General features: G+C 64.0%; 18 protein-coding genes. 7 read left to right on the plus strand and 11 right to left on the minus strand.

Annotated features, from left to right (window positions below; translation table 11 throughout):
* Positions 1 to 62 precede the first annotated feature (62 nt).
* Both BLP99_RS16455 and BLP99_RS16460 read left to right on the plus strand, forming a co-directional pair.
* Positions 63 to 743, plus strand: a complete 681-nt coding sequence (locus BLP99_RS16455) for a murein L,D-transpeptidase catalytic domain family protein (RefSeq protein ID WP_092181155.1) — start codon at positions 63 to 65, stop codon at positions 741 to 743.
* 84 nt (positions 744 to 827) lie between these two features.
* Positions 828 to 1766: a class I SAM-dependent methyltransferase gene (locus BLP99_RS16460; RefSeq protein WP_072391542.1), complete on the plus strand. Its 939-nt coding sequence runs from the start codon at positions 828 to 830 to the stop codon at positions 1764 to 1766.
* Between the two features lie 76 nt (positions 1767 to 1842).
* On the opposite strand, the gene BLP99_RS16465 is transcribed toward BLP99_RS16460, so the two are convergent.
* The 4 genes from BLP99_RS16465 to BLP99_RS16480 form a co-directional block, all read right to left on the minus strand.
* On the minus strand, positions 1843 to 6972 hold the full coding sequence (locus tag BLP99_RS16465) for a leucine-rich repeat domain-containing protein (RefSeq protein ID WP_092181031.1): 5130 nt from the start codon (positions 6970 to 6972) through the stop codon (positions 1843 to 1845).
* A 124-nt stretch (positions 6973 to 7096) separates the two neighbouring features.
* Positions 7097 to 7699 (minus strand): LysE family translocator, encoded by a 603-nt coding sequence (locus BLP99_RS16470; protein ID WP_092181033.1) that lies wholly within the window; start codon positions 7697 to 7699, stop codon positions 7097 to 7099.
* A 54-nt stretch (positions 7700 to 7753) separates the two neighbouring features.
* Positions 7754 to 8590 carry an AraC family transcriptional regulator gene (locus BLP99_RS16475; RefSeq protein ID WP_072391532.1) on the minus strand — a complete coding sequence of 279 codons (837 nt, stop codon included), beginning with the start codon at positions 8588 to 8590 and terminating at the stop codon, positions 7754 to 7756.
* Positions 8591 to 8669: 79 nt separating this feature from the next.
* Complete coding sequence (locus BLP99_RS16480) at positions 8670 to 9095, minus strand: GlcG/HbpS family heme-binding protein (protein ID WP_072391529.1); 426 nt, start codon at positions 9093 to 9095, stop codon at positions 8670 to 8672.
* A gap of 222 nt (positions 9096 to 9317) precedes the next feature.
* Here BLP99_RS16480 and BLP99_RS16485 point away from each other — a divergent pair, with 222 nt between their 5' ends.
* Both BLP99_RS16485 and BLP99_RS16490 read left to right on the plus strand, forming a co-directional pair.
* Positions 9318 to 10403, plus strand: coding sequence for an aromatic ring-hydroxylating dioxygenase subunit alpha (locus tag BLP99_RS16485; RefSeq protein WP_072391526.1), 1086 nt, complete (start codon positions 9318 to 9320; stop codon positions 10401 to 10403).
* Complete coding sequence (locus BLP99_RS16490; RefSeq protein ID WP_092181035.1) at positions 10400 to 11350, plus strand: PDR/VanB family oxidoreductase; 951 nt, start codon at positions 10400 to 10402, stop codon at positions 11348 to 11350. Before BLP99_RS16485 ends, BLP99_RS16490 begins: the two co-directional genes overlap by 4 nt.
* A gap of 127 nt (positions 11351 to 11477) precedes the next feature.
* On the opposite strand, the gene BLP99_RS16495 is transcribed toward BLP99_RS16490, so the two are convergent.
* From BLP99_RS16495 to BLP99_RS16510, 4 genes are all read right to left on the minus strand, one after another.
* On the minus strand, positions 11478 to 12191 hold the full coding sequence (locus BLP99_RS16495; protein WP_072391520.1) for a GntR family transcriptional regulator: 714 nt from the start codon (positions 12189 to 12191) through the stop codon (positions 11478 to 11480).
* 182 nt (positions 12192 to 12373) lie between these two features.
* Positions 12374 to 14239: a feruloyl-CoA synthase gene (locus BLP99_RS16500; RefSeq protein WP_072391985.1), complete on the minus strand. Its 1866-nt coding sequence runs from the start codon at positions 14237 to 14239 to the stop codon at positions 12374 to 12376.
* Between the two features lie 140 nt (positions 14240 to 14379).
* Complete coding sequence (locus BLP99_RS16505) at positions 14380 to 15828, minus strand: aldehyde dehydrogenase (RefSeq protein ID WP_072391517.1); 1449 nt, start codon at positions 15826 to 15828, stop codon at positions 14380 to 14382.
* Between the two features lie 86 nt (positions 15829 to 15914).
* The gene (locus tag BLP99_RS16510; protein ID WP_072391514.1) at positions 15915 to 16745 is read right to left on the minus strand and encodes a p-hydroxycinnamoyl CoA hydratase/lyase; all 831 of its coding nucleotides are present in this window, start codon (positions 16743 to 16745) and stop codon (positions 15915 to 15917) included.
* Between the two features lie 213 nt (positions 16746 to 16958).
* Between BLP99_RS16510 and BLP99_RS16515 the strand changes: the two genes are divergently transcribed.
* Positions 16959 to 17447, plus strand: a complete 489-nt coding sequence (locus BLP99_RS16515; protein WP_072391511.1) for a MarR family winged helix-turn-helix transcriptional regulator — start codon at positions 16959 to 16961, stop codon at positions 17445 to 17447.
* 52 nt (positions 17448 to 17499) lie between these two features.
* Here the strand turns inward: BLP99_RS16515 and BLP99_RS16520 are convergent, their stop codons facing one another.
* Positions 17500 to 18807, minus strand: a complete 1308-nt coding sequence (locus BLP99_RS16520) for an OprD family porin (RefSeq protein ID WP_072458794.1) — start codon at positions 18805 to 18807, stop codon at positions 17500 to 17502.
* Between the two features lie 308 nt (positions 18808 to 19115).
* On the opposite strand from BLP99_RS16520, the gene mhpT reads away from it, so the two are divergent.
* Positions 19116 to 20327 (plus strand): 3-(3-hydroxy-phenyl)propionate transporter MhpT, encoded by a 1212-nt coding sequence (gene mhpT / locus BLP99_RS16525; RefSeq protein ID WP_092181037.1) that lies wholly within the window; start codon positions 19116 to 19118, stop codon positions 20325 to 20327.
* Between the two features lie 28 nt (positions 20328 to 20355).
* Here the strand turns inward: mhpT and BLP99_RS16530 are convergent, their stop codons facing one another.
* Both BLP99_RS16530 and BLP99_RS16535 read right to left on the minus strand, forming a co-directional pair.
* Positions 20356 to 20985: a hypothetical protein gene (locus tag BLP99_RS16530; protein ID WP_072391502.1), complete on the minus strand. Its 630-nt coding sequence runs from the start codon at positions 20983 to 20985 to the stop codon at positions 20356 to 20358.
* A gap of 11 nt (positions 20986 to 20996) precedes the next feature.
* Positions 20997 to 22223 carry an RtcB family protein gene (locus tag BLP99_RS16535; RefSeq protein ID WP_092181040.1) on the minus strand — a complete coding sequence of 409 codons (1227 nt, stop codon included), beginning with the start codon at positions 22221 to 22223 and terminating at the stop codon, positions 20997 to 20999.
* Positions 22224 to 22552: 329 nt separating this feature from the next.
* Here BLP99_RS16535 and BLP99_RS16540 point away from each other — a divergent pair, with 329 nt between their 5' ends.
* Positions 22553 to 23404, plus strand: coding sequence for a CAP domain-containing protein (locus BLP99_RS16540; RefSeq protein WP_092181043.1), 852 nt, complete (start codon positions 22553 to 22555; stop codon positions 23402 to 23404).
* The last annotated feature ends 6 nt before the right edge of the window (positions 23405 to 23410 follow it).

Raw genomic sequence — 23410 nt, forward strand, 5'->3', positions numbered from 1 at the left:
ATAAATACCTGCGTGGACATTTTTCGTCGGCGCTGACCTTCACTCGTCGATTCTGTCTGCTTGTGACCGGCCTGGGCGTCCTGTGCAGCCCGGCGCTGGCGGAGAAGGCAAATGCTCAAACCCTTTACAACAGCCTCGCCCACGCAGCGCCGGAACTCAATCCCCAGGCGCTCAAAAGTGCCTTGAGCGCCATGCAATGCGCGGTCGCCAATGGCGCGCGCCAGGCCCGCCACCTGGCTGTGATCGATTATTCCCAACCCTCCACGGCCCGGCGGCTGTGGATCTTCGACCTGCGTCAGAAGAAGCTGGTGTTGCGCGACCTGGTGGCCCACGGGCAGAAGTCCGGGGAAAACTTCGCCACTCAGTTTTCCAATCGCCTGGGCAGCTACCAGTCCAGCCTCGGACTGTTTCGTACCCAGGAAAGCTACCAGGGCGCCCACGGCTATTCGTTGCGCATGGACGGCCTGGAACCTGGCTTCAACGACCTGGCCCGGGACCGTGCCATCGTGATCCATGCCGCCGACTACGTGAACCCGCTGTGGAGCGCGCGCCAGGGCCGTATCGGGCGCAGCCAGGGCTGTCCCGCCGTACGTCCCCAGGTGGCGCGGCAGGTGATCGATCGACTCAAGGGTGGGCAGTTCATGTTTTCCTGGTATCCGGATCCGGGCTGGCTGAAGCGTTCGGCGTATCTGAACTGCCAGCCGCAACAGGTTGCCAGCATCCTGGCCAGCAGTGGCGGCTGACCCGCACAGGCTTGCTCGGGCCAGGGTTGCAGTCGAACGGCCGGTGGTTAAAATGCCGGCCTTTCGAATCCCTGGCGTTGTCCGATGAACCCTGAAGCCCTTCACACCCTTCAAACGCATTTGCTGACGGCCCTGGCCTCCCTGCCCGACGAAACCCGGCGCCTGTTCCATGGCCGCGGACGCTGCTGGCCGGGGCTGGAACAGGTCACGGTCGACTGGCTGCAAGGGGTGGTGCTGGTTTCGTTGTTCAAGGAGCCCGAGCCGACGCAACTGGACGATCTGATGTCCATGTTGCTCGCCCTCGCTGCCTCGTCCACCTGGCAGCACAGCACCGCCCATACCCTGGCGGTCCAGCACCGCTATCTGCCCCAGAGCCTGACCCAGTGGCTGGTGGGGGAACCGGTGGATGAGTGGACGCTGACCGAAGGTGGCCTGCGCTACCGCATCGACCTGGGCAAGAAGCAGAACAACGGCTTGTTCCTGGACATGCGCTATGGTCGAGACTGGGTTCGCGCCCATGCCAGCGGTAAACGCGTGCTGAACCTGTTCGCCTACACCTGTGGTTTCTCGGTGGCGGCCATCGCCGGCGGTGCCCGGCAGGTGGTGAACCTGGATATGTCGCGGGCGGCACTGAGTCGCGGACGCGACAATCATCGCCTGAACGGCCATGACCTGGGCCAGGTCAGTTTCCTGGGCCACGACCTGTTCAAATCCTGGGGCAAGGTCATCAACAGCGGCCCCTATGATCTGGTCATCATCGACCCACCGACCTTCCAGAAAGGCAGCTTCCTGTTGACCAAGGACTACCAGCGCGTCCTGCGGCGGCTGCCGGAGTTGCTGGCACCCCACGGCACGGTGCTGGCGTGCAGCAACGATCCGGCCACCGGCCCGGACTTCCTCATCGAAGGGGTCACCCGGGAAGCGCCAGGCCTGGCGTTCGTGCAGCGCCTGGACAACCCACCGGAGTTTCCCGACGCCGATATGGCCTGCGGCCTCAAGGCCCTGGTGTTCCAGGCCCCCTGAGGACAATTGCCCACTGGCGCCGCCCCGCAAAGCCGTTGCGGCGAAGGGGCTCGCCCCCCTTTCGCCACAGGATCGATCAGACGCTCGCCGTGGGCGGCGATGGCGGTCGCAATGGCCACCAGGGATCGACCAGATCAGTGGTCAGGCGGCGTGCCAATACTTCGATCTCCCGGCTCTTGACCGAACGATAGATCGCCATGGTCCTGCGCAACTGGTCCTCGGTGAGCATCACCGGCTCGCCAGCCGCCCAGTTCACATCCGCGACGCCTTCGAGCGCGACGCGTCGCCAGACCGTGCCGTTGGCTTGGGGTATCTCTTCGAGAGCGCTGGGCAGGCCAGCTTCCGGCCGGGCTAGATTATCCAGCAGTACCCGAGGCCAATGGGACGGGTCCACCGGCTCGCTGAAAGCATCCACCAGGTCCTCCTCCACCCGGTCCCATATGGCCAACCCTTCTGACCATTCGTGAGACATCAACCCCAGGTAGGGACGCCAGGTCATCTCTCCTACCCGAGGTGCTTGGTCGTTGCTGTTGAAGGTGTCCTGGGCGTCGCTGAGCCAATCGATGAACCCTTCCCGGGTGATGGCTGCGTAACGCTGGGCATCGTCCGGATAACGGCCCCTCAATACCTGGTTCCAATAGCTGTAGTGATCACTCACGAACCTGGCGAAAGGCACGCCCTGGTGTTCGAGGCGAGCCCGCTGGATCGATTCGAACGACAGGAAGTGCAGCTCCAGTTCGGCGACATCCGGTTGTTGCCTGTCCAGAATCCGCGCTTGCAGGCGGGTACGCAACTGCCCCAGTTGCAGATCGAAGTCCGGCAGCCGGGCGGCCAGATCGGCATAGAGCGCTGGTGAGCCGATATAGAACTGCAGGATGGCCGCCGCCCGCTGGCGATCGCCCAGCGACAGCCCATCGGGCGCATCGGCATCGGCATCGCGGATGGCCCCGGAGAACCAATCGATGAACCGGCGCCCTCCAGCATCGTCCCGGGCGGCTTCCAATGAGCGCTGAAGGTCGGGAAAGATATTCAGCCAGTCATCGGCGGTATAACGGAAAGCTTCGGCGTCCAAGGCACGCAGGGCCTGGATCTGCGCGCTGGGCAATGGATTGTCTTCCAGCCACAGACCGAGGGTGTTTTCCCTCGGCATGTTCGCAAGGGTCGGGATCAGGTCATCCTGGATGTTGGTGATACGGTTGCCTTTCAAGTCGACGAAAATCGGGTCGGCCGAGGGCCTCGAGAGTACGGCGAGCGCCAGGGGTGGCACCCGATCGAGCCCGGCATTGGACAGTTCCAGCTCGGTCAGGGACGCGAGTTCCGGCAGGTCTGGCAGTTCGCGGCAGTTGTTGCCACTCAAGCGCAGGTCTTGCAGGCCGTTGGCGGTACGCAGGAACGCGCTGCCCTCTTCATCCAGGCGCAGGCCACAACGCACCAGGTCCAGCCCTCGCAAACCGGGTAACGCGGTGATGGCCCGCAGTTCTTCGAGGGTGAAGCTCAGGTTGTCCGACCATACCAGCTCACGCAGCGCGGGCAACTCGGCCAGGCGGCCGATGGCTGCGACCAGGTTGGCGCTGGCCATGGCATCTCCTGCGCTGCCTATCTGCGACAGGTGCAGCTCCCGCAGGCTGACTGCACGCCCTTCGCCCAAAAGCGGGGCAAAGACATTGGCGTCCATGACCAGGGGATTGGCCCCTAACGAAAGCTCCATCAAGGACGAGAACTCGCCCACGGCCACGGGGACCGCGGTGAGTTGATTGCCGTGCAGGCGCAAGGTATCGAGATTGGGGAACAACCGCAGGAAATCCGAAGGGTCCTCATTCAGGTTCATATGGGCCAGGGTCAGTTCCTCGATATGTTCGAAACGGACGCTGATGGGAGGAAGCCGGCCGATGTCCCACCCGGACAGGCGCAATATCAGCTCGCTGTCTTCCCTGCCCGGCTCGGGCTCACGCCGCCACGCCCGCCGGATTTCATTCGCCACGCCGCGGCGCGAAAAGAGCACGTCTGCCCGTTCATACTGACTTTCGGCAGGATGATGGATGCCCTCGAAGCCCTCCCATTGCTGTAATCCCGTGTCCAGCGTGACCCACTCGGTGCCTAGCCGGATGACCAGGTCGTCCAGGCTGATGCCTTCGCGTTCGGCCTGTTCGGTCAGGCTCCACTGGAGTCTTTCGAGGGCCTCGCCTGCGTAAAAGGGAAACAGTTGCTCCAGACGCGCCGCCAGGCTGGCGCGCCAGCGCAGCAATGGCAAACGCCCACGGCCGCTGAGGGGATATCCCAGCCCCCCGTTCATCCATTGCGGCCGATAGGCGCCGCTGTCGAGGTGCTTGAGCGCCAGGTAGGGGCGCAGGCCCTGGCGATCTTCAAGGGCAAGGTCCAGCAGTTTCCTGCGAAGCCGTGCCGCCTCCCAGATATTCAAGCCCAGCGCCGTGCGAGCCCCGTCCGGCATTGCCCTGAGCAGTGCTTGCTCCAGGCTCGAGGCTCCGGCCAGCTCGGCCCCCTCCTCATCGAAAGGCCAGTATTGTCCGTTTTCCTGACGGATCACTTTCAGAGGCCCATCGCTGCCCATCACAAGCGGCTGTGCCAGTTCCCCGGACGCCAGGCTCAGGTGAAGCTTGCCCTGCAACTCAGGCATGTCGCCCAGCAGCCCCATGACGATCCGGTCCCGGTCAGCACCGCTTTCACCGCGTTCCAGGTCGCGCAGGGCCTGGGTCAGGCGCAGTTCGCTCTGGGCCTGCGCACACTGCTTGCCCAGGCTTCCCGTCACCCGCCCCTCCCGCAGTCGCATCCGTTCCTGGCCATGGGATTGACGCGCAAGTTCGTTGGCCATGGCGCGCGAAAGGCTTGCAAAGGCCCGCCCCACCGGGGCTGCCAATGGATCAAGCTCAGGGGCCGGGACCATGGCCGAACTTATCCGCCCGGCATGGCGCTCCAGATGATCGGCCCAGCGTTCAGCCAACAGGTCGCTGAGCTCGGCCGGCCGCGGGCCGATGGAGCTTTGTCCCAGCAACCTGTCCCGCTCCTCCACGCTCAGGCCAACCAGGATGCACTCGGCCCAGGCGTCCTGCTCCAGGTCCAGGTTGCTCAAATCCAGTAGACGCGTCGCGCTCGCTTCGCCCGCGATGTGAACGCCCATGCCGTCGCGATAGCGCAGCGCCAGTTTGCCCGGCCAACCTGGCAAGTCCACCAGCGTGTGGACGATCTGATAAGGCAGGTTATTCCCTGGCGCCTCGCCGCGACGCAAACGTGCGATGGCATGCTGCACCCACTGCCAGTTTCGGGCCTCGTTCAGGGCCTCGGCAAGCAGGGCCGGCATCGGCTGCCCACCCACTTGCAGATAACGCAGGTGATCCTCGCTGATGCCAGTCTGCCGCTGTACGGTCAGGACCGTATCGTCGTCCAGTTCACCCGGGGTTTCGGCAAAGTTTCGCAGCAATTGGAGATTGCCCCGCTGCAACGGATTGCGGTGCGCCCATTGCCAGCCGCGACTACGGCTCCATTCCAGAAGTGGCGTCACGCCCCGATGGTCGGCAGGCAGACGCAGGTGCAGGACATCGCCGGTGCCCTGCACTTCGTAATAGTGGCCGTCGACCTGTACCCAGGCTTCGTCTTCGTTACGCCAGACACCCCAGGCGTCCTGCTCGGCCTCCACGGGCGGCAAGCGCCGCGCCCGATATGGCGTGACATCGCCATTCCACAGCCGCGTGCTGCCATCACGCACCGGCATGGGTTCCACCGCGCCGCCGACGAACCCCAGGTAAGCGCCCTGGGCGACTCCGAACAGCACATTGAAAATGTGTTCGATCCCCTCCTGGGCGTGCCCTTCGTTGAAAGCCTGGATACCCTCGAATACCTCATAGATCAGGCGGACCCCGCCGACCGCCGCCGCAGCCATCCCCACCGGGGCACAGAACGGGATGAAGCTCGCCGCGAGCATCAGCGAGCGCTCGGCCAGGCTTTCCCAGTATTCAAGCCGGGCCATCCAGGCCTGCCAGTCCTGGTCGCGGGTCGGCACCATCAGGGCCGAAGCGTTGCCCAGGGTGTGGGCCCGCCATTCGTGGTAACGGCCATGCCAGTGGTCTTCTCGCAGATGACCGACGTTCCAGGCCACGCGGGGCGCAGGCACCCGAATGCGACGCGTGTCCCGGTCCTCCCCAGGCTCGCCGTCGCGCCAGCCGACGATACGGGCATGGATCTCCTCGAAGAGGTTGGGGTTGTCCTTGATTTCCCACTCCACCTGATCATGCAGGGTTGCGCCAATACTGGCCTGCAACCGCACCGGGAAGTACCGCATCAGGCCCTGGCGGTAGCTGCGCTTGCGGACCCGTTCGGTCAGTTCTCTGGCCATGGCGTGGATGCTGGGAAATTGCTTGAGGGGCGCGACCTCATCGTGGGGCAAGTGCAAGACCACCGGCCGATTGCCCTTGGCGTCCCTTTCCAGGCCCCAATACACCCGGGCACCGAACAGTGGCGCGGACAGCACCTCCAACGCCTTGACCTCACAGGCCAGGGCGACGACGGTGTCCTCCAGCCGTACACCGGCATGGGTCAGCAGGCGCTCGCCGGTTTCATCGAGGCGACCATCCAGCTTCGCCTCATAGGCGTCGTAGGCAAGCAGGCTGCGGGCATAGGCGATGTACGCCTGGGCGACCGCTGGAATGCCGGTGCCGATGCGTGGCAGCCACTGTTCCAGCAAACGCTGGTATGCGCCCCCCACATCCACCCGTCGGCACAGGCTCGCGAAGCTGGCCGGCGTGATGGGCAACGCGGTGGTGTCCGACGCAATGCCGTCGCGGGAGAACTCGCCGCGCCGCCCCTGGATATACAGACGGCCGTGCTTGTCGAACTCGCTGCCCGGGCGGGCGTCCGCCGGCGGATAGTTGCGCATGGCTGCCTCGACCACCGACAGCGCCGGATCGGTCACGTAGGGGCCGCGCCTGACCCGTGCCCGACGTACCGCATCCGAAGCATGCCGGCTGCCATTGACCGGCCGCCACGCCCGCACCTCCGGCTGGGCCTGGAGCAAGTGGCGCGCGAAAATCTCGGGGGGCGGCAGGTCGATCAGTAGCGCATTGAGCGCATCGCTGTCGCGCTGCAGTTGCCGGACCAGCACCTTGAAGCGTTCCTGCCGGGGCCGCGAAGCGTTTTTCAGCCAGGCGGGCAGCCTGGCCTGGATAAACTCGACATGAGTATCGAGGGTAGACATGGTGGACCTCCATCCTTGGGGGCGATTGGGATATCGACATGCAACGAACCCAGGATCCTCGCGAAAAAGATCGGGTATTGAAACCGTTCAACCGTTGCAAGGGGTTGCGGGTCCGTGTCCATCGTCACACCAGCAAGGTCAGCCAGGTCGACGCCAGCAACAACAGCGCCATGACCCGGTTGAACCGTCCCATCGCCACAGCGGAGCGGCAGAATCTCGCGGCCCCGCGGCCCAGGAATGCCCAGACGGTCATGCATGGGATCGAGATCGCGAAGAACGCCAGGGACAACCACAGCACCCGGGTCGTGCGATCGATCTCGGCGCCAGCGAACACGCTGACCACCGCCAGGGCCATTATCCAGGTCTTCGGGTTGACCAACTGCAAGGCAGCCGCCCCGGCCAGGCCAAGCCGAGGCCCTTCCACCGGGCGGTCGGGGTCGATGGCCTGGGCCGGCGCGCTGAAAATCTGCCAGGCCATCCAGCTCAACCAGGCGATGCCGGCCCAGGACAGCAGTGCCTGAAGGGTGGCATGGCGCGCCAGCACGTCCCCCAGGCCGGTGCCCACCAGCAGCACCAGCAGCGCCGCTGCGGCGCAGGCACCCAGGATGATGGGCGCGGTGTTGGAAAGACCGAAGCGCGAGCTATGGCTCAACACCAGGATATTGGTGGGGCCCGGGGTGATGGAGGCAACGAAGGCGAACAGGGCAAACGGCAGCAACTGGTCCATGGGACAACGTCTCGGTGAATGATCGTGAGTCGATCATCCCCAAGGGCGCGATGTTCAGTCTGGAACGTTTGAGCAGCGCTTGCGGTAGTCCGCCGGGCTCATGCGATAGGCCCGCTGGAACCAGCGGCCCAGGTGGCTCTGGTCGGCAAACCCCAGCGACGCCGCCACCGCCACGGCACTGTCGCCACGGGCCAGCAGGCGCCGGGCACGGGCCAGCCGCAGTTGAATCAGATAGGCGTGCGGCGCCAGGCCGAATGCCGCCTTGAAGGCACGGGTCAGGCGAAAACGATCCACGCCAGTGACCCGCGCCAGGTCATCCAGGCCGATGTCTTCACTCAAGTGGGCGTGCAGGTAGTCGCGGGCCTGTTGCGCCACCAGCGGCAACCGTGGATCGGGGTTGATCCGTGCCCGCCAATGCAGATGTCCGGTGAGTTCGGCCAGCAGGGTGTCGAGGGCGGTCTGGCGAACAATGCGGATTTCCTGCTGGTGCAGGCTCTGGAAGGCCATGGCGGTGGCATGGGCCAGTCGGGTGTCCTCGGCCAGCGTGGTGGCGAACCCCAGCTGCGCGTTGTCTGGCGCCACGTCGAACAACGAACGCAATTCACGCTCCAGCCAATGGGGCTCCAGGTACAGGGTGCGATAGGTGAAACCGTCGATGTGGGGTGCATTGCCGTCGTGCAGCTCCCCCGGTTCGAGGAGGAACACCTTGCCCGGCGTGCTGTTGTGCTGCTGGCGACGGCAATGAAACTGCTGCACGCCCTGCTCGGTCACCCCCACCAGGTACGTGTCATGCCAGTGGGGATCGTACGCATGCCCCTCGAAATGCGCGCGCACGGTCTCGATACCGGACGTGACGTCCTGCTTGAGATCGATCCAGTTGCGCGAGGTCATGGGCTGGCCCTGTCGTGTGTATTGGCCCGGAACAGGTTAAACGCCACGGGCGACGGCGTCTGGAAGATTTGTGCAGCGATCAGGCATCCGGGGCAAGCGCCGGCAGCACCGTTTCCACCGCCAGGCGCGCCAGCTCGGCGTCCTGCTCGGCCTTGACCCCGGACACGCCAATGGCGCCGATGCACTGTCCGTCATGGCGGATGGTCACCCCGCCTTCGAGCATCCCCTGCAGGTGCGGTGCGCTGAGAAAAGCCTGGCGACCGCCATTGATCATGTCTTCGTAGAACTTGCTGTCACGCCGGCCCATGGCGGCGGTGCGGGCTTTTTCGGTGGCGATGTAGGCCGACAACGCCGAAGCCTCGTCCAGGCGCAACAGCCCCAGGGGGTGGCCGCCGTCATCCACTACGCAAACCGACACTGCCCACTGGCGCTGGTGAGCCAGCTCCTTGGCGGCAACCAGCAACTGCGCAACGTCTTGCTCGGTCAGTACAGCTTTGATCTTCATGAAACACTCCGATGGCAACGCAAGGGTCCGCATCAAAGTATGTCCTGTGAGGACATTGGAGCCAACCCATTGCCGCCCACAGGTTCGATTCAGGATCCCTCCCCGCTAATGGATCCATTGATCAGAAAATTATCGCCACTCACTCAATAATCATTTGACAGAAAAACTAGTTAAGAGAGTTAATGGATCCACAGAATAACAAAATCAGCCTGGAGATCCATCATGTACCCCAAGAATGCCTGGTACGTTGCGTGCACCCCCGATGAAATCGCCGACAAACCACTGGGTCGTCAGATCTGTGGCGAGAAAATGGTTTTTTACCGAGGACAGGCAGGCAAGGTCGCCGCCGTCGAAGACTTCTGCCCACACCGCGGCGCCCCGCTCTCCCTGGGCTACGTGGAGAATGGCAACCTGGTGTGCGGCTACCACGGGCTGATGATGGGAGGCGATGGCAGGACCGTCGAGATGCCCGGCCAGCGAGTACGTGGCTTCCCCTGCAACAAGACTTTCGCAGTGCAGGAGCGCCACGGGTTCATCTGGGTCTGGCCCGGTGACCAGGCGCTGGCCGACCCGGCATCGATACACCCACTGGAATGGGCGCAGAACGCTGAATGGGCCTATGGCGGCGGCCTGTTCCACATCCAGTGCGACTATCGCCTGATGATCGACAACCTCATGGACCTGACCCACGAAACCTACGTGCACGCATCCAGCATCGGCCAGAAGGAGATCGACGAAGCGCCCCCGGTCACCACGGTCGAGGGCGACGAGGTCATCACCGCCCGGCATATGGAGAACATCATGGCCCCGCCGTTCTGGCGCATGGCCCTGCGCGGCAACAACCTGGCCGACGACGTGCCGGTGGACCGCTGGCAGATCTGCCGCTTCACGCCCCCCAGCCACGTCATGATCGAAGTCGGCGTCGCCCATGCCGGTCACGGCGGTTACCACGCGGCGCCCCAGTTCAAGGCGTCCAGCATCGTCGTGGATTTCATCACACCGGAAACCGAGACCTCCATCTGGTATTTCTGGGGCATGGCCCGGCATTTCCAGCCGCAGGACGAGGCGCTGACGGCGAGCATTCGCGAAGGCCAGGGCAAGATCTTCAGCGAAGACCTGGAAATGCTCGAACGCCAGCAACGCAACCTGCTGGACCACCCGCAACGCAACCTGCTCAAGCTCAATATCGACGCTGGCGGCGTACAGTCGCGCCGGGTGTTGGAGCGCTGGATTGCCCGAGAGCGTGAGGCCCGGGCCGGACTGATCGCCAGCACTGCCCAACCCCAGCTCGCGGAGGGCCGGTCATGATCGAAGTCCTGGTCGCCGCACGGCGCGAAGAAGCCCTGGACATCTGCAGCTATGAGCTCAGGCGTGTCGATGGCCAGCCACTGCCGGCGTTCACTGCCGGTGCCCATATCGATGTGCACTTGCCCGACGGCCTCGTTCGCCAATACTCGCTGTGCAATCATCCCGAGGAGCGGCACCGCTACCTCATCGGCGTGCTCAAGGACCCGGCGTCACGCGGCGGCTCCCGCGGCCTGCACGAGCAGGTTCAGCCGGGTACGCGGTTGACCATCAGCGAACCACGCAACCTGTTCCCCCTCTCGAGCCAAGCCCGCCGTCATCTGCTGTTTGCCGGCGGCATCGGCATTACACCGATCCTGTGCATGGCCGAACACCTTGCCCAGGACGGTGCGGACTTCCAACTGCACTATTGCGCCCGGTCCCTGGATCGGGCGGCCTTTGTCGAGCGTCTGCGGCGATCGGCGTATGCCGATCGGGTGTTCCTGCACTTCGACGAAGCGCCCGAAACGGCGCTGCAGGCCGCCCAGGTGCTGGCGATGCCCGACGATGATCTGCACCTTTATGTGTGTGGCCCCGGCGGCTTCATGCAACATGTGCTGGACACGGCAAAAGCCCAGGGTTGGCAGGAACCCTGCTTGCACCGAGAATACTTTGCCGCGACGCCTGTCGACACCGGCGATGACGGCAGCTTTGCGGTGAAGCTGGCCAGCAGCGGTCAGGTGTTCGACATTCCGGCGGACCGCAGTGTGGTTCAAGTGCTGGAAAGCCATGGCATCGAGATTCCGATCTCCTGCGAACAGGGCGTCTGCGGCACCTGCCTGACCCGTGTACTGGAAGGCGTGCCGGAACACCGGGACATGTTCCTGACCGAGGCGGAGCAAGCCTGCAACGATCAGTTCACCCCCTGCTGCTCCCGCTCGAAGACTCCCTTGCTGGTGCTGGATCTCTGACCTGCCGGACAACCCCGCGCCCCTGTGGAAGCGAGCCTGCTCGCAATGGCGTCCCATCAGTCGACGAGGCGGCTGGATGCGCCGCCTCGGTCGGCTTGTCGCCCGGTGCAAGACCCCAGGGGCTGCTTTATTCAGGACGCAGTATCACCGTCATCCGCTCATCCGCCGAGGACGAGCCGAACACTTCGGCGTAACGCAAAGTGGCATTGGCATGTTCGCGCATGATGGCCTCGGCCCGGGCCCCCTGGCCATGGATCAAGGCGTCGAACACCGAATGGTGCTGCATGTGGGCATAGTTGAAGCGCCGATACTCGCCAGCCATGTTCTGTCGGTCTACCGCCAGGGCGGTGACTGAGGCGAACGGCAAGTGGTCGTTGCGCGCCAGCGCATGGGCAATCGCCGGGTTGTGACTGCCTTCGACGATAACCCGGTGAAAGCGCATGTTGAGATCGTGATAGACCTCCAGGTCCTCCTCGGTCACATAGCCCTTGGCGAACAACGCGTCGCCTTGGGCCAGGCATTGCTCCAGGGTGGCACGGTCCTCGTCACTCAACCCCCGCTCGGCCGTCTGCCGCGCGGCCAGTCCCTCCAGCACACCACGCACTTCCACGGCCCCGGCAATGTCCTGGGCGCTGACCGAGCGCACCTGGAAGCCCCGCCCGCCAAAACGCACCAGCAGCCCTTCCTGCTCCAGGGTCCGGAACGCCATGCGCACCGGCATTCGCGAGACACCGAACAGTTGCGCAGTAGGGATCTCCATCAACCGTTCACCGGCCGCCAACTCGCCAGAAGCGATCATCTTGCGCAACGCAATCAGCACCGTTTGGCCGGGCTTACTCATCCAGGGACTTCCAGGCAATCAGACAGCCGCCATAGTAGAAGGCCCGGGACAGTGTGTCACGGCGGGACTGAACTGGATCGGAAAAACACCTGGACCGAAGGCCCATTGAAGATCCCTCTACAGGGACATTGGAGATGTCCACCTTCGCGAGCCAGCCCGTTCCTCCAGGTACGGGCATAGCCTCATGCCCGCAGGATCGCAGGGTCCTCGCCGCGATACAGCGCCTCGACCTTCGCCGCTCGCCACTGCAATACCGCCCGCTGATTGAGCGACCCCTTGTCGGTGATCTCGCCGCGGTCGATGGAGGCCGGCTCATCGAGCAATGCGATCCATTCCACGCGGCTGGCGTTGCCGCTGGCCTGGCGATTCAAGCGCTGCAGCCAGTCGGCGAACCATTGGCGCACCGGTGCGCTGGCAAGCACCTGGGCATCGCTGGCGGCCGAGCCCAGGCCCGACAGGCGCCGGCATTCGGGCAACCGCGGGAAGACCAGCGCCCCCAGGCACTCGCGATCCGGCGCGGTCACCACCAGGTCCTGGACGTACGGCGTCCCTTCCAGGACCGCGCGGTTACGCAACGGCCCCACACTGACGAAGACCCCGGAAGACAGCTTGAAGTCCTCGGCGATGCGCCCATCGAACATCAGCCCCAACTGCGGGTTGCCGGGATCGGCCAGCTTGATGGCATCTCCCGAGCAATAGAAGCCGTCCTCGTCGAACACCTCGGCGGTCTGCTGCGGCGAGCGCCAGTAGCCCGGCATGATGTGCGGCCCGCGAAAACGCCCTTCGAACTTGCCGTCCACCGGTACCAGCCGTACCTCGCAACCCGGTGCCGGCAGGCCGATGTAGCCGGCCACGGACAGCGGCCCGGTGGTGAAGGTGCAGGACGGCGACGCCTCGGTCATGCCCAGCCCCGCCATCATGCGGATCCGTTCGCCGCAATGCTGCTCGGCCACCTTGTCGAGCCGGTCCCAGGTGCTTTGGGACAATCCCGCCGCTGCAAAGAAGAACAGGCTGATGCGGTCGAAGAAACGCTCACGCAACTCGCCGTCCTGCTCCAGGGCGCTGACCAGCTCTTCCCAGCCCTTGGGCACGGTCAGGTAGGCGGTCGGGGAGATTTCCTTGAGATTGCGCAAGGTCTCGGCGAAGCCCTGGGCGGTGGGCTTGCCGTCGTCCAGGTAAAACGTACCGCCGTTGTACAGCACGATGCCGACGTTGTGACTGCCGCCGAAGGTATGGTTCCAGGGTAACCAATCCACCAGCACCGGCGGCTCCTCGCCGAACACCGGGAACGTCTGCAACAGCATCTGCTGATTGGCGCAGAGCATACGCTGAGTGGTGATCACTGCCTTGGGCAGCTTGGTCGAACCGGAGGTAAAGAGAAACTTGGCGATGCTGTCGGGCCCGGTGGCGGCAAAGGCGCGCTCGGCCTCGACACCACCGGGTTGCGCCAGCAGGCTGGCGAAACGAGTCCGGGCGCGCCCGGGGATTTCTCCACGCGCGGTAATCAAGGGAACGCCGGCGGGTAACACTGCATTGATCGCGCGTTCGAAAGGCGCCGCGTCGCTGACGTATACCAGGCCCGGCTGCAACAGGTCGCAGACGTGCCGCAGCTTGGCGAAATCCTGGGACAGCAATGAATAAGCCGGTGACACCGGGCAATAGGGAATACCGGCATACATGGCCCCGAAGGCCATCTGCAGATGCTCGATGTCGTTGCCCGATAGCAACACCAACGGTCTCTCGGCGGACAAGCCGTAGCCCAACAGGCCTTGGGCGATGGCCCTGACGCTGTCGAGCATCTCGGCATAGCTGACTCGACGCCAGTCACCACCGGCCACGCGGGCTGCGATGAACGTCTGTTGCGGACGGACCCGGGCCCAATGCACCAGGCGGTCGAGCAGGCGCGCCGGCAAGGGCTCCAGGGCCTCCAGGGAGCGCATGTGCAGGATGCCCTGCGCCTCGCTGACCTCGACGGCGGGATGACCGATCGACACCTGGCGATAACGCCCGGCGTCGGGTCGGGAGGACGATCTGGACTCGGAACTCACGTGCATTTCCTCCACCAAGGCACGCTCGGGTCGCGCTGAGCGAGCGGAGCGTGGCAGCGTCTGGCTGCGGCCTTGTCATTATTATTGGCCTGCGTCGCGGCGGAGGTCTTCAAGCCTGTCCGCCGGCGACGCAACGGATTTCAGATCGGGTAATGCCGAGGTCCGTTCTGCAGCGTCACCCAGCGCAACTGGGTGAAGTGCTCGATGGAGGCCTTGGCACCAAAGCTGCCGTAGCCGCTGGACTTGACCCCACCGAAAGGCATCTGCGCCTCGTCGTGCACAGTCGGTCCGTTGATATGGCAGATGCCGGACTCGATGCGTTGGGCCAGGGCCAGCGCCCGGCTGGTGTCGCGGCTGAAGATCGCCGCCGACAGGCCGAACTCGGAGTCATTGGCCAGGCGCAGCAATGCTTCATCGCCCTCGCCGCGCAATACCACCGCCACCGGACCGAAGGACTCTTCACGGTACAGGCGCATGTCAGCGGTGACGTCATCGAGCAGGGTCGGTTGCAGGATGCTGCCGTCCAATTGCCCGCCCGCCAGCAGCCTCGCGCCTTTGGCCAGGGCATCGTCGATCAGGCCCTTGATGCGCTGGCCGGCACTGGCGTCCACCAGGGAACCCAGCACCGAGCCGTCGGCCGCGGGATCGCCGGCACGCAACGTAGCGATCTTGGCCGTCAATCGGCTGATGAAAGCCTCGGCCACGCTCGCATCGACGATCAGCCGCTCGGTGGACATGCAGATCTGGCCCTGGTTGAAATACGCACCAAAGGCTGCCGCTTCCACCGCGGCGTCCAGGTCGGCATCGTCCAGCACCAGGAACGGGGCCTTGCCTCCCAGTTCCAGCAACGCCGGCTTGAGATGACGTGCCGACAGCTCGCCGACGATACGCCCGACGTGGGTCGAGCCAGTGAAATTGACGCGACGTACCGCCGGGTTGGCAATCAGCCGCTCGACAATGGCCGGCGCATCGGCCGGTGCGTTGCAGATGACGTTGACCACACCGTCCCCCAGGCCGGCGTCCTGCAGCACCTGGCCGATCAGCCGGTGCACCGCCGGGCTGACTTCCGAGGCCTTGAGCACCACGGTGTTGCCACAGGCCAGGGGCATGGCGATAGCGCGGGTGGCGAGGATCACCGGCGCGTTCCACGGTGCGATGCCCAGCACCACGCCACAGGGTTGACGCAAGGCCATGGCAAAACTGCCGGGCACGTCCGAGGGGATGACTTCGCCATTGATCTGCGTGGTCATGGAAGCGGCTTCGCGCAGCATATTGGCCGCCAGGTGCACATTGAAACCGTACCAGTTGGCCATGGCTCCGGTTTCGCCGGCAGCGGCGATGAACTCGGCGCTGCGGGCCTGCAACTGTTCGGCCGCGCGCAACAGTCGGGTGCGTCGCTCATTGGGCGACAACGCCGCCCAGCCCGGAAACGCAGCGTGCGCGGCAGCCACTGCGGCGTCGGCGTCTTCCAGGGTAGCGGCGGCCACGCGCGACACCACTTGGCCGGTGACCGGGTTGCAACGTTCGAAAGTCCGACCGTCACGGGCGGGGCACGACTGGCCGCCGATCAGCAGGGGCACGTCCAGCATGGTGATTCCTCTTTATTGTCTTTATCGGGAATACGTTCACAGTAGCGTCGAGGGCCCTCGGCGAACAGCCGCCGGGCCCTGCTCGTTCAGCGCTTGTAAGCCTGCAGGCCCGGCTTGATGCTCTTGTCGTCCAGGAACTGCTTCATGCCCTGCTCCCGGCCGCCCTCCTTGTCCAGCAGGCGCGACTGGTCGAGCTTGGCGTACAGGTAGTCTTCGTTCTGCTCCCAGGTCAGCTCGCGGCAGCGCTTGAAGCCATGCTTGGCCGCTCGCAGCACCACCGGGTTTTTCTCCAGCAGGTTGCGCGCCAGCTCCACGGTGACTTCCCGCAGTTGCGCCAGGGGCACGCTTTCGTTGACCAGGCCCATTTCGGCGGCTTTCTGCCCGCCGAAAGTCTTGCCGGTCATGATGTAGTACAGCGATTGGCGATGCCCGACGGTATCGGCCATGGCCTTGCTGACCAGGTTGCCAGGCGGGATGCCCCAGTTGATTTCCGAAAGGCCGAAGGTAGCTTCATCGGCGCAGATCGCCAGGTCGCAGGCCACCAACGGGCTGAAACCGCCGCCAAAGCACCAGCCATTGACCATGGCGATGGTGGGCTTGGCGTACATGCGCAGCAGCTTCCACTGCCATTGGGACGCCTCGCGGCGGATTTTTTCCTGGAGGATCTCCGGACCGGCGTCCACTTCGCGGAAGTATTCCTTGAGGTCCATGCCCGCGGTCCAGGAGTCCCCGGCGCCGGTCAGTACCAGTACACCGGCGGCCGGGTCCTGCTCCAGGGTTTCCAACACGTCGACCATCTCGCGGTTGAGGGTCGGGCTCATGGCGTTGCGTTTTTCCGGGCGATTGAGAGTGACCCAGGCGATGCCCTCCTCGATCTCGACCTTGACGGTTGTCCAGCGACCTTCGTAGTTGCTCATGACACGTGCTCTCTTGTTCTGGGCTGAAGATGAGCTGAAACTAAACCGCCAATTTAGTTATGTCAATTAACCATTAATCAATTTATCAGTGTGCCGTTCTCAGGATCGCTGCAGGCCGGATCAACAAATCTGTAATCCACCGTAGCCAGGGCCGCCTAACCCCGGCAAACTGGATAGCCTTGTTAATCACTCACCTTGAGGACGCTCTTTTCAATGGCCAAGTCTGCAAAACTTGCCGAAGCCGCCGAGGCCGTGACCGATGTCGCTGCCGTGCAGGCGCCGCTGGACTCCGCGCTGGACGAGCTGATCGGTTACGCCCTGCGCCGCGCTCAGTTGAAACTGTTCCAGAACCTGATCGGCCGGCTCGCCGTTCACGATCTGCGGCCTGCCCAGTTCTCGGCGCTGGCGATCATCGATCAGAATCCGGGCCTGATGCAGGCCGACCTGGCCCGGGCCCTGGCCATCGAACCACCACAGGTGGTGCCGCTGCTGAACAAGCTGGAAAGCCGGGCGCTGGCCGTGCGGGTACGCTGCAAGCCGGACAAGCGCTCCTATGGGATCTTCCTGAGCAAGACCGGCGAAAACCTGCTCAAGGAACTCAAGCAGATCGCCGCCCAGAGCGACCTGGACTCCACGGCGGCCCTCTCGGGCACGGAGCGCGAAGAACTGCTGCGGTTGCTGAAGAAGGTCTACCAGTCATGAAGAACGCACTGTGGCGAGAGGCTGAACGGTCTCGCCACAGTGGCCTGGAGCCCTACCAGATCGGCACGCTGTAGGTCACCAGAAAGCGGGTCTGGTTCTCGTCGCGAAACGCCGCAGCCGCGGGAAAATCATTGCGATAGATGGACTTGCGCGCCAGCAGCCCGACGTTTTTCAGCGGGCCACTCTGGATCACATAACCCAACTCCATCTGCAATTCCCGCTCCTTGCGATCCTCGGCATTGTAGGCGGCCAGCTCGATGTGATCGCCGCGCACGTAGCGCAATCGGGTCCGAAGGCCCGGCACGCCTACTGCGGCAAAATCATAATCATGGATCGCTTGCCAGGTGCGTTCACGGGCGTTGAGGAAATCCGAGCTCATGGTCATTTCACTCAGGCCCATCAACTCGGTGCCGGACACATAAGGCGTGGCGGTATCACCACTGGCATGCATATAACCCAGGCTGACGCTGTGCCCGCCCCAGCGGTAGCCGAACAGAGCCGAGACGTTGCGGTTATCCACCTTCCCGGCCTTGGCGGCGCCGTCTTCGCCACTGAAGAAGCTGCGCAGGTCGGTGGTCAGTACGCCGTCGCCAAGGGGCAGCTTATGCAATAGCGCCAGGGTCTCCTGCCGGTACAGGTCCGCCACTTCGGCGTGATAGACCCGCAGGCTGAGCGCCTTGTCGACCTGGTAGTCCCCCCCGGCGTAAACCAGGTGCGAGGAAGTGGCCGCGCCATTGAAGCGCCGGTTGGGGGACGCGATGCTCATTGCCTGGTAGTCGGTGGAATCGCGCCGGTTGATGCGATCGATATAGCCAGTATTGAGTGTCAAACCGTCGATGTCCTTGGAACTGAGCGTCGTTCCTCGGAAGGTCTGTGGCAGCAGCCGCGACGGGCTGGCGAACGCAAACGGCAGGAAGATCGACACATCGCCTGTCTTCACCGTGGTCTGGCCGAAACGCAGCTTGCCGGTCAGGGCCAGGCGCGAATACTCATCCGGTGCCCGCCTGTCGCCACTGGACACCGGCAACAGCTCGGTACCGCTGCGGTCCGGCGAGGAGTCCAGCTTGATGCCCATCAATCCCCGGGCATCCAGGCCGAACCCCACCGTGCCGGGGGTGAATCCCGACTCCACGTTCATGATCACCCCTTGGGCCCACTCCCTGGCGGCGGTCTTGGCGCCGTCATCCTTGTAGTCGCGATCCATGTAGTAATTGCGCAGTGTCAGGGTGCCATGGCTGTCGTCGATCAATCCTTGGGCTGACGCGGTGACCGAAGACAGGCTCAGCCCGAAACAGGCCAGCAGATGAGCGAAACGTGTGACAGGGGCCGCTACACAAGCGCCCCGGGCAAGATTGGGCATGTTCGACGTCCATTATTGTTGTTGTTTTGTTCGCACCCCTCCGGCTGGAAGGGATGCCGGACAAGAGAATGGAAACCCCTCGGCATTCTCGTCAATCCAGAATGACCGATAATCGAACATTAATATCATTAACTTGTTTGGCCGTTTTAGTGCCTTTTTCCCTCAAGGCCATGATTTAACGGAAAAAATATCGATTTCCAGCCCGTTTCTTCAGGCCATTCATTTTTTAGTTAGCTTTGTTAATCTAAATCCCGCTGCCTCGCCGACTCCATCACCGGCCCCCGACAAAAACAATAAGAGGACTTGTCATGAACCATCCGGCGCGTCGTGCAACGCTGACCATTGCCTTGTGTTTCATCGTTGCGTTGATCGAAGGTTTCGACCTGCAATCGGCCGGCACCGCTGCCGCCGGTCTGCGACAGACGTTTGCCCTGGACCCGAAAATGATGGGCTGGGTATTCAGCGCCGGCATCATCGGGCTGCTGCCAGGCGCCTTCTTCGGCGGCTGGATCGCCGATCACATCGGCCGCAAGAAAATCCTGGTGGGTGCTGTGCTGCTGTTCGGGGTCTTTTCCCTCGGCACAGCCCATGTCGAAAACGTATCCAGCCTGCTGCTGGTGCGCTTCATGACAGGCCTGGGCCTTGGCGCCGCCCTGCCCAACCTCATTGCCCTGTGTGCCGAGGCGGTGGGCGAACAGCGACGCGGCACCGCCATCAGCGTGATGTACGCAGGCGTTCCGCTGGGAGGAGCGCTGGCGGCGGTGGTCGCCATGCTGTCGGGCGAACATTGGCAGATGACGTTTTTCATCGGCGGCCTGGCGCCGCTGCTGGTGGTGCCATTGATGCTGCTGTGGCTGCCGGAATCCAGTGCCTTTCGCCAGGCACGGGCTGCTGGCCCGCAAACTCGCGGCTCCACTGGCCAGGCGCTGTTCGGTGAGGGTCGCAGCCGGACCACCCTGTCCCTCTGGATGAGTTACTTCTTCACCCTGACGGTGATGTACATGTTGCTCAACTGGCTGCCTTCGTTGCTGCTGGAACAAGGTTTCAGCAAGCCCCAGGCCGGCCTGGTGCAGATGCTGTTCAACATTGGCGGAACCCTCGGGTCGTTGCTCGGCGGTTGGTTGCTGGACCGCTGCAACGGCATCAAGGTGGTGCTGTTCGTCTATGCCGGCTTGTTGAGCGCACTGGCCGGAGTGGGTTTTTCAGTCGGCATCGTGCCGATGACCATCGCCGGATTCGCCGCCGGACTGTTCGTGATGGCGGCGCAACTGGTGCTCTATGCGTTGGCGCCGCCCTCCTACCCCACCGCCGTGCGGGCGACAGGCGTCGGGGCGGCGGTGGCCATCGGGCGCCTGGGCTCGGTGGCAGGCCCCTTGGCCGCCGGGCAGATCCTGGCGGCCGGCGCAGGAACGACCGGCGTCCTGTTGGCGACGTCCCCCGGATTGGTGATCGCCGCCCTGGCGGCCATCGGTGTGATGACCCGCGCGGTGTCGGCAGGTGAGGTGCAAGCCGCGCGCTGACAAGGAGGCAGGACGAGGGCCGATGGAGTCAATCCGTGGTGCTGGCCGCCAGCACGCTCAGCGTGCGGCGCCGGGGATTCCAGATACTGAGGCACCACACGCCCCACCACTCCAGCCCATCTTCGAAGTAATTGCTCCAGGGATCACGTGCCGGATCGGGCTCGTCGCTGGCCAGCCAGTCGAGGTTGAAGTTGTCGACCCAGGTCAGCACCTCGGCCCCCTCCTCGAGCCCGAGCACATCGAGCCAGTCCTTGAACAGCGCCTGTGGGCTGTCGTCGACGAAGCGAGTGCCGTAGGGCGGCTCGCAAAATGCTTCGTACAAGGCAAAAGGCGGCGGGTCGTGCGCCGCCTTGTCAGCATGCAGGAGTTGCTCGATCTCTTGCCGGTCCAGGGGCCTGGGCCTGGCCTTGTCCAGATCCCAGCGCATATCGGGAGGCGTGGCGCCGGCAAACCGAGGATCAAGGATCAACTGGCGATGGCGCTCCAGCCACAGGTTCATGATGGACCGGAACAGCAGGTCCACCGCCTCGCGGTGGAGCGCTGGGGTGACCGCCTCACCCGGTTCGGGAGCGAGCACCAGGAAATCGAAGGCGCAGCCGGCCTTTTCCATCCGCTGGCGCAAGGCGGCGCTGGCTTGCCTTTCAACCACATTCAACATGACGGGCTTCCTCAACCTTTGACACACACCACCTGATGCAAGGTGTGCACGACCTCGACCAGCTCACGCTGGGCGTGCATGACCTGATCGATATCCTTGTACGCCATGGGGATCTCATCGATCACCGCCTCATCCTTGCGGCACTCCACATGAGCGGTGGCGCGAACCTGGTCTTCGACGCTGAAGCGTTTTTTCGCCTGGGTGCGGCTCATGACCCGGCCCGCGCCATGGCTGCAGGAGCAGAACGATTGCTCGTTGCCCAGCCCCCGGACGATAAAGCTCTTGGCCCCCATCGAACCTGGAATGATCCCCAGCTCGCCCTTGTGCGCCGACACCGCGCCCTTGCGAGTGACCAGGACGTCGCGCCCGAAATGGCGTTCCTTCTGCACGTAATTGTGATGACAATTGACCGCTTCGAGCGCCACCTCGAACGGCTTGGTGATGACCTGGCGGGTGGCGCGTATCACCGCGTCCATCATCAGCGCGCGATTCTGCCGGGCGAAATCCTGGGCCCAGTCCACCGCTTGCACATAATCGTCGAAATGCCGACTGCCCTCCTCGAAATAGGCCAGGTCGCGGTCCGGCAGGTTGGCGAGGTGTTGGCGCATGTCGGCCTGGGCCAATTGGATGAACAAGGTACCGATGGCGTTGCCCACGCCGCGCGAGCCGCTGTGCAGCATGAACCAGACCCGGTTGGCTTCGTCCAGGCATACCTCGATGAAATGATTGCCACTGCCCAGGGTGCCAAGGTGCTGGCGATTGTTGCTCCGGGCCAGCTTCGGGTACTTGTCGGTAATCGCCTTGAACCGCTCGGCCAGCGCGCCCCAGGCCTGGTCGGCCTGTGGGGGAATGCTGTTCCAGGCGCCTTTGTCCCGCCCGCCGTGACTGACCGTACGCCCGTGGGGCACGGCTTTCTCGATGGCGCTGCGCAGGCCATGGAGGTTGTCCGGCAGATCGGTCGCGGTCAGCGAGGTACGGGCGGCGATCATGCCGCAACCGATGTCCACCCCGACCGCGGCAGGAATGATCGCACCCACGGTGGGAATCACGCTGCCTATGGTGGAGCCCTTGCCCAGGTGCACGTCGGGCATCACCGCCAGGTGCTTGAAGATGAAGGGCATCTTCGCCGTGTTTATCAGTTGCTGGCGGGCCTCGGCTTGAACCGGCACGCCCTGGGTCCAGAGCTTGACGGGCTTGCCATTGGCGACTTCCAGCAGTTCGTAGGTTCTTTCTTCCATGGTCCGGCTTCTGTTCGATGGGCGAGCCGCTTTCATGGGCGGCTCACGACTTTGACAGCCAGCATGAACGCAGATTCAGGGGGATTTGTCGAAGGTCGGCGTCCCAGGGCGCTTTCAACAGCCGCCGCTGCAGTCGAATCCTTTATGATTGGCTGGCTAAAAACCACGGAAATGGACTTATTTGGCACAAAATCGATCCCATACGATGAGGAGTGTCCCAAGCGGTGCCGGACGGTATCGTGCCAGGGACTTCAACAGAGCGTGAAACCGTTGCCCCAGCGGGGCAAAAATTGCGCATCATAGGCGCCGTCCGCTCAAGGGAGATTTACATGCGTGCCATTTCATCCGCCATGCGTCTTGTGGTGCTGTCGCTGGGCCTGGCCTTCGCCGCCGGTGCCGGTGCCACCGAAGAAACGCAACTGGTCGAGTCCATCAATCTCTACCGCAGCCAATCCCAGAGCTGCGCCGGCCAGGCCTCGCTGGAGTTGCCGCCGCTGGCGATGGATTCGCGACTGATCCTGTCGGCCAATGGCATTGGCGATCTGCAGCAAGCGCTGGCGCGGGCGGCCTATCCGATGGTCAACGTGCAGGCCATCAGCCTGTCGGGCCCGCGGGATGCCCAAGCGGCGATGAAAGCCGTGCAGGAGAGTTTCTGCCAGGTAGTGCTCGACCCGCAGTTCGTCGACATCGGGGTCAGCCGCATGGACCGCGAATGGCGCATCGTACTGGCGCGCCCGCTGCTGTCGGCGCGCCTGGGCGACTGGCAGGCCGAAGGCCAGAAACTGCTGAAGCTGATCAATAGTGCCCGCGCACAGCCGCGCCGCTGTGGCACGCAAGCCTTCTCGGCCACCACACCGCTGTCGTGGAACGCCACCCTGGCCCTCGCTGGCGTGAGCCACGCCCGAGCCATGGCCAACAACAACTTCTTCGACCACAAGGACCGAGACGGCCGCATGCCCGGCGACCGCGCCGAACTGGCCGGCTATCTCGGCCAGCTGATCGGCGAGAACATTGCTGCCGGACAGGACACCGCCCTCAAGGTGGTGGACGGCTGGCTGGCGAGCCCAGGACACTGCGCCAACCTGATGAACCCGCAATACCGCGAGCTGGGCGCCGGGTACGCCACCGATCCGAAAAGTGATGCGGGAATCTACTGGACGGCCATGTTTGGCACGCAGTAGGGATTG

Source organism: Pseudomonas sp. NFACC32-1, assembly GCF_900101215.1.
Classification (GTDB): domain Bacteria; phylum Pseudomonadota; class Gammaproteobacteria; order Pseudomonadales; family Pseudomonadaceae; genus Aquipseudomonas.